The sequence below is a fragment of the Nonomuraea sp. NPDC050022 genome (assembly GCF_044460705.1).
In the GTDB taxonomy this organism is placed as follows: domain Bacteria; phylum Actinomycetota; class Actinomycetes; order Streptosporangiales; family Streptosporangiaceae; genus Nonomuraea.
The window spans coordinates 1-5922 of sequence record NZ_JBITKE010000032.1 but is presented as its reverse complement, the minus strand read 5'-3'; the positions used below and the strand labels follow the sequence as shown (position 1 = coordinate 5922).

Sequence of the window (5922 nt, the reverse complement as noted above, 5' to 3'; positions counted from 1 at the left end):
GTGGTGTACTGCGAGTCGCCGAGCCGGCCCGCGCTGATGGCGGTGCCGAAGTATCGCCCGCTCTGCGCGGCGGCCGCGCCGAGCGTACTCGCCGCGGCATCCGCGCGGAGCGGTGCCACCAGCGCCATGATCATGGCGAGGACACCGAAAGCACCGACGATCAGGGACCAGCGTAAGCCGTTCAAGGGCCGCCTGGTTCCAGGCGAGGGAATGGCGTTTGCGCCCATGCCTGAGCCTCCATGTCTGAAGTACGGAAACGGGAACACGCGGGGACACACCCCACGGGATCGACGCCGCGCACACCACCAAGGCGTCGCTTGGTGACTCAGTGTGGAAATAGTTCCGAAATATTGTCAAGAAGAATCCAAAAGTTTCGGACACATTTGCCCGCCGACTTCGGCGCTACACGGTCTCAACCATCCATAATGCGCACCGAAACTTTCGCCCGTTCCCGCCACAAGGGGCCGTTGGCCATGAAAGTTTCATATCTTTTGCCCAGTCCCGGAGTGGCCTGATCAGAGCCGGCCGGTCGCGGTCGTACTGTCGCGGCGGGCGAGGTGATGAAACGTTCATCCGGTGCCAGCGTGGCATGACCAGGACGCACCAGCGCATCGGCCTCCTGAGTGCCGACCATCCAATCGAACCGATTCGTTCATGGTCTTGACATGTTTTGTAGTCGTTTCCACACTGAGTCCGCACGGCGGCTACCTCCTACCGGAGTCGGTGGTGAACGGCAGGAGTCCTCGAACCGCCCCTCCGCGACCAAGGAATCACATATGGACGCCACATTCCGCAGGCGGCACAGAGGCCGCCGCCGGATCGCCGCCTTCCTTGCCGCAGGCGCCCTCGTCGCCGCCTCCGTCGTGACGGCCGCCCCGTCGGCCCTGGCCGCGGACCAGGCCATCACCGTCGACTTCTCCGCCGGTGGCGGCTCCCCCACCTACCGCGCCTCCGGCTGGATCTACGGCATGACCGAGAACGCGTCGGCGCCGCCGGACCGCTTCTACACCGATGTGAAGTTCCGGTACATGCGCGCCGGCGGGGCGCAGCTCGACAGCCCGGGCGGGTGGGTGTCGGGCAAGTACGACCGCCGATGGAACTCCACCCGCGCTCAGTTGCTGCGCACAAGATCGCTGGGCGGGGAGTTCATCCTGCTCGTCCACGACCTGTGGGGTGCCGACGGCTACCCGATCTCGCGATTCCCCGGCGACAACGGCGACTGGACCGACTACGACAACTTCCTCACCCGTCTGATCAACGACGTGCGGGCGACGGGCGCCACCGTACAGTGGGACCTCTGGAACGAGCCCAACATCACCTTGTTCTGGAACCGCCCTCAGTCCCAGTACTTCGAGATGTGGCGGCGCGCCTACCAACGCATCCGGGCCGCGTTCCCGACGCATCTCATCGTCGGGCCGAGCTGCGCGTGCGTACCCTCGACCACGAACCCGTTCTGGGTCCAGTACCTGGACTACGTCAAAGCCAACAACGTGGTTCCGGACATCATCAGCTGGCACGCCCTGCCCGGCGACCCGGTCGCCAACGTGGCGGCGGCCGACACCACACTGAACTCTCGCGGCATCCCACATCCGCGCCCGTACCAGATCAACGAATACGGGGCGTCCAACGAGCAGAACCCCGGTGACGGATCCTGGTACATCGCGCGCCTGGAAAGGGCCGGCGCCGACGGCCTGCGCGCCAACTGGGCGGGCGGTGGAAACCTGCACAACGACCTCGGCAACCTGCTCGTCCGCAACTCGGCAGGCGAGTACCAGCCGAAGGGCGAATGGTGGGTCTACCGCTTCTACGGCTCTCAGACCGGCCAGATCGTGTCCGTCACCCCCAGTTCCTCGTACGACGCGTTCGCCACCAAGGCGGCCGGGACGGCCAAGATTCTGGTCGGCGGCGGCAGCACGACCGGCAACATCGCCGTCAACCTGCGGCGCCTGGACATCACAAGCGGCATCGTGCAGAACAACCAGGTAAGAGTGGTCGCCGAGCGCATCCCCTACAACGGCGGCGGCGCCGTCCAGGGGCCGGTCACCGTCCAGAGCTCCGTGGTGACACTGTCCGGCGACGGCACGACGGTCAACCTGCCGCACACCACCATCGACGACACCTACACCATTACACTCCTGCCCCCCACGGACTCGGGACCCGGCGGGTCGACGTCGATGTTGCGGAACGTCAACGCCGGCCGGTGCCTGGACGTCCCGAACGCGAGCACCGTCAACGGCACCCAGCTCCAGCTCTGGGACTGCGGCGGCAACAACCAGCAGTGGACTCTCACCTCCTCCAGGCAGTTGCAGGTGTACGGCGACAAGTGCCTGGACGCCAAGGGGCAGGGCACCGGCAACGGCACCCAGGTGATCATCTGGGACTGCAACGGGCAGGCGAACCAGCAGTGGAACGTCAACGGCGACGGCACCGTCACCGGCGTGCAGTCCGGCCTCTGCATGGAGGCGAGCAACTTCGGGACCGCGAACGGAACGAAGGTGCAGCTGTGGTCCTGCACCGGCACGACCAGCCAGAAATGGACAAAGAGCTGACCCGATGGCCGGCGGGCGCATGGAAGATCATTTTCAGCGTCGTGGGTGGCTTGATCGTCAACGAGATGAGCAGCTTATCGCCCGGCCACCTGGTAACCGGCACCGTAGAAGTCGACCATGTAGCCGCCGTTCCGGAACTGCGGGGCGCGTTCGACCAGTTCGATCTGCCAGCCCGCGCGTTCCAGGTGCCAGGCCAGCGTCAGGCCGGCGATCCCGGCGCCGCAGAACTCTCTCGCTCAGCCGCGCGGACGACTCGGTGATCTGCTCGCGCAGCCGATCGGCTTCGGCCAGGGCGGCAGCTTATCCATACCCATGCCCGCAGTCGTGCTCATCGCCGCGCCAGATTCCCCCTTGGGAGGGGGCACGCCGCCCTTCGCCCGCAACCGCCGACTGACGTCCTCGTCCTCGGGAAAGCGGCCTGATCATCATGCTGCGAGACGCCGAAACAGCGGGGGTCCTCCGCCCGGCTTCACGCAGTACCCTCAGATGAAAGATAGGCGTATTCGTCAAGCAGCCGATCTGCGCTCTTCGATACCGGGATGCCTCATGGAAGAGCCTTTCGCGGCCGAGGACTGGACCATCTCCTGACAGTCCAGCCAGCGCGATCTTCGTCCCAAAATGCCGTCCGGCAGAGCCGTAAATGAGCCGTAAGGACATCAGGCCCTCTTCCCGGCGGGGCACGATGCCAAGATCTGGATGGCCGCCATTTTCAGCACACCTAGAACCTCATTCCGCAGGAGGACGTCGTGCGCAGGTACATCACGGAGTTCATAGGCACCTTCTTTCTGGTCTTCACGGTCGGCGCCACGGTCCTGGCAATGGCGCCCCTCGCCCCGGTTGCCATCGGAGCGATTCTCATGGTCATGGTGTACGCGGGCGGCCATATCTCCGGTGCCCATTACAACCCTGCGGTGACCCTGGCCGTACTGTTGCGCGGTCGGATCAGTCTGACGGACGCCATTCCGTACTGGATCGCCCAGCTCGCCGCCGGCGTCGTCGCGGCCGTAGTCGCGGGCTTCGTGGTGAACCCCGCGAAAGTGACCCCGGTGTCGCCCGAGGGCCGCGAGTTGTGGGTGGCGCTCCTGGCCGAGGCGCTGTTCACCTTCGCGCTCGCCTACGTCGTCCTGAACGCGGCCACCAGCCGGGACCATCCGGGCAACAGCTTCTACGGCCTGGCGATCGGATTCACCGTGGCCGCGGGGGCGTTCGCCGTGGGCGGTATCTCGGGTGGCGCCTTCAACCCGGCGGTCGCCATCGGCGCCGCGACCATGGGGATCTTCGACTGGTCGAAGATCTGGATCTGGCTCCTGGCCGACCTTGTCGGCGGCGCCCTGGCCGGGGTGACATTCCTCGCGCTCAACCCCAAGGAACGCGCGCCGCTGGAAGTCTCCGCCGCCTGAAATCCGGAGCCCTTCCATGACCACTCCACGCGAAGCCCTCCAACGAGCGGGTATCGATGTCAACGCCCTGATCGGCCATCTCACTTCGGCCGCGAAAGCAGAGCTGAGCGCCGTCTATCGCTACACGATCCTGGCGGCTCATTCGATCGGCTTCGCGGACGAAGGGCTGCGGGAGATCCTCAGGGACATTCGAGACGAGGACCGCAACCATTTCGACACGCTCGTCACGCGCATCTGCGAACTCGGCGGCAGGCTGCCGGAGGATATCCAGAGCTTTCTGCAACATGAAGACGAGCCGAAAGGCAGCATCTTCGCCGACTGGGACAACCTGCCCGAAGCCCTCATCGGATCCGTGCAGGAGGCCGCACATTCCTATTCCGGTCTTCGCCACCTCACCGAAGCAAAAGACCTCCGGACCCATGCGATGGTCCAGGCCATCCACAACGAGAAGACCGAGCACGTCGCCTGGCTGCGCGAGTTCTTCGGTCTCGGGCCGCCCGGACGCTTTCATCGTGGATTCCGGGGCAGATCCCCCTCGCTGGCCGGCCTGTACGACGACGAGCAAGGGACGAGACCACTGCCCTGATCTTGAACTCACCGACGAGATCACGTGCGCGCGTCTGTGGCATCCGCGAGAGGACGACCGCAACCGACCAGACTTCCCGGCACACCTGAGTCCAACTCATCAAGCCCTCGAGATCGGCCCCTGTGCGCCTCCCCTACAGTTCCTGATCCATCCAGACCATGTCGCGCAGCGGGATGCCGTTCTCCTCGATCCCGTCGGCATAGCCCCGGGCCGGGCCGAAAAAGTCGCGTTCGATCCGGTGAAGGCGGAATCCGGCTTTCTGGTAGAAGGCGAGCTCGCCGACGCCGGAGTTGCCGGTGCCGACGACGACGCGTGTCACGCCCCGCACCTTCAGCTCCGCCAGCACACCGGCGATCATGCGCTTGCCGATGCCCTCGCCGTGCCGCTCCGCATCGACCGCCACGGCCTTGAACTCGGTAGAGCCATCCGGCTGCGGGATCACCAGGATGACGGCCAGCGGCCGGAGAGTCTCATCGTCGAGAACATACAGATCGCCCGTTTGGTAGTAGCCGCGCACCTCTGACTCCGAGTCGTCGGCCAGCCGCAGCAACGGCAAGTAGGCATCGCGGTCACTGCCCGCCGAAACGATCCGAATCCCTGTCTCGCCCACCGGATCTCCCTTTGATCGTCCGCAAGGGATGAGGATTACCAAGCCTGCCCGCCTGTGAAACGGTGTGCTACTCGATTTCGACGGCCAACTCCCAGATCCGCGTCGCCGGGCATCTCGCTGGACGAGCACCACAGCCCTGGCCCGCACCCTGGGGGTTCACCACCGCCACCTTCGCGTCCTTCAGGGCCGCGTCCAACGTCGCCGCCCTTCGCTCCGCCACCGCCTGCACCTGGACGCCAACGAGGTCAAGAACGTCATCTCGAAGGACGGCTTCAGGAGCCGTCAGCGGCCAGGCGGAGGGTGCGCTGGTGGAGCTCGGTGGCGAACTCCTCGGCCCGGTCCAGCTGGGTCTGCAGCACCGCGCACCGTTCCTGGGCGGCCTGCTCGAACCACGCGCGCATGCCTGTGACCACCACCGCCAGCTGCCCACCGTGACCTCCTTGCGACAGGCCTTGGCACGCCCGTGCCCGATCTGCCATTCCCTTCTCGGGCGCCCGACGTAGGCGCCCCGGCGGCCACCGGCCGCCCGTTCACTCCGTGCGCCCACCTGTGCCGCGCGCTGCCGCCGCGGCCCTAGCAGGCAGGTGGCTCTCGTTCACCCTGAAGGATGTCTGTGTTGCCCAGTTCTTCCCCCATCCCTGCCCGTGTGCTCACCTCCGCACCACACGGATGGGCCGCCCGGCTGCGGCCGGGCAGGCCCGCCTGGTTGAGCCCGTCGGTGGCCCGGACCGAGATCCTGTCCGGACTGGTCGTCGCCCTCGCCCTGATCCCCGAGGC

At 66.1% G+C, this 5922-nt stretch carries 6 protein-coding genes and 1 pseudogene; 3 read left to right on the top strand and 4 right to left on the bottom strand.

Going from position 1 to position 5922, the window contains the following annotated elements; genetic code table 11:
* Positions 1–185, bottom strand: a pseudogene (locus ACIBO2_RS58800) (1,4-beta-xylanase); the annotation flags it as partial.
* A 591-nt stretch (positions 186–776) separates the two neighbouring features.
* Between ACIBO2_RS58800 and ACIBO2_RS58795 the strand changes: the two are divergent.
* Positions 777–2549 carry a ricin-type beta-trefoil lectin domain protein gene (locus tag ACIBO2_RS58795; RefSeq protein ID WP_397305359.1) on the top strand — a complete coding sequence of 591 codons (1773 nt, stop codon included), beginning with the start codon at positions 777–779 and terminating at the stop codon, positions 2547–2549.
* A gap of 74 nt (positions 2550–2623) precedes the next feature.
* Here the strand turns inward: ACIBO2_RS58795 and ACIBO2_RS58790 are convergent, their stop codons facing one another.
* Complete coding sequence (locus tag ACIBO2_RS58790; RefSeq protein ID WP_358558097.1) at positions 2624–2734, bottom strand: hypothetical protein; 111 nt, start codon at positions 2732–2734, stop codon at positions 2624–2626.
* Positions 2735–3295: 561 nt separating this feature from the next.
* Between ACIBO2_RS58790 and ACIBO2_RS58785 the strand changes: the two genes are divergently transcribed.
* Together ACIBO2_RS58785 and ACIBO2_RS58780 are read left to right on the top strand one after the other, a co-directional pair.
* Positions 3296–3949: an aquaporin gene (locus ACIBO2_RS58785; RefSeq protein ID WP_358558087.1), complete on the top strand. Its 654-nt coding sequence runs from the start codon at positions 3296–3298 to the stop codon at positions 3947–3949.
* A gap of 16 nt (positions 3950–3965) precedes the next feature.
* A complete protein-coding gene (locus tag ACIBO2_RS58780) occupies positions 3966–4535 on the top strand; it encodes a ferritin-like domain-containing protein (protein WP_397305357.1) in 570 nt (189 codons plus the stop codon).
* Positions 4536–4668: 133 nt separating this feature from the next.
* Here the strand turns inward: ACIBO2_RS58780 and ACIBO2_RS58775 are convergent, their stop codons facing one another.
* Positions 4669–5145: a GNAT family N-acetyltransferase gene (locus ACIBO2_RS58775; RefSeq protein WP_358558081.1), complete on the bottom strand. Its 477-nt coding sequence runs from the start codon at positions 5143–5145 to the stop codon at positions 4669–4671.
* A 272-nt stretch (positions 5146–5417) separates the two neighbouring features.
* On the bottom strand, positions 5418–5546 hold the full coding sequence (locus ACIBO2_RS58770; protein ID WP_358558078.1) for a hypothetical protein: 129 nt from the start codon (positions 5544–5546) through the stop codon (positions 5418–5420).
* Between the last annotated feature and the right edge of the window lie 376 nt (positions 5547–5922).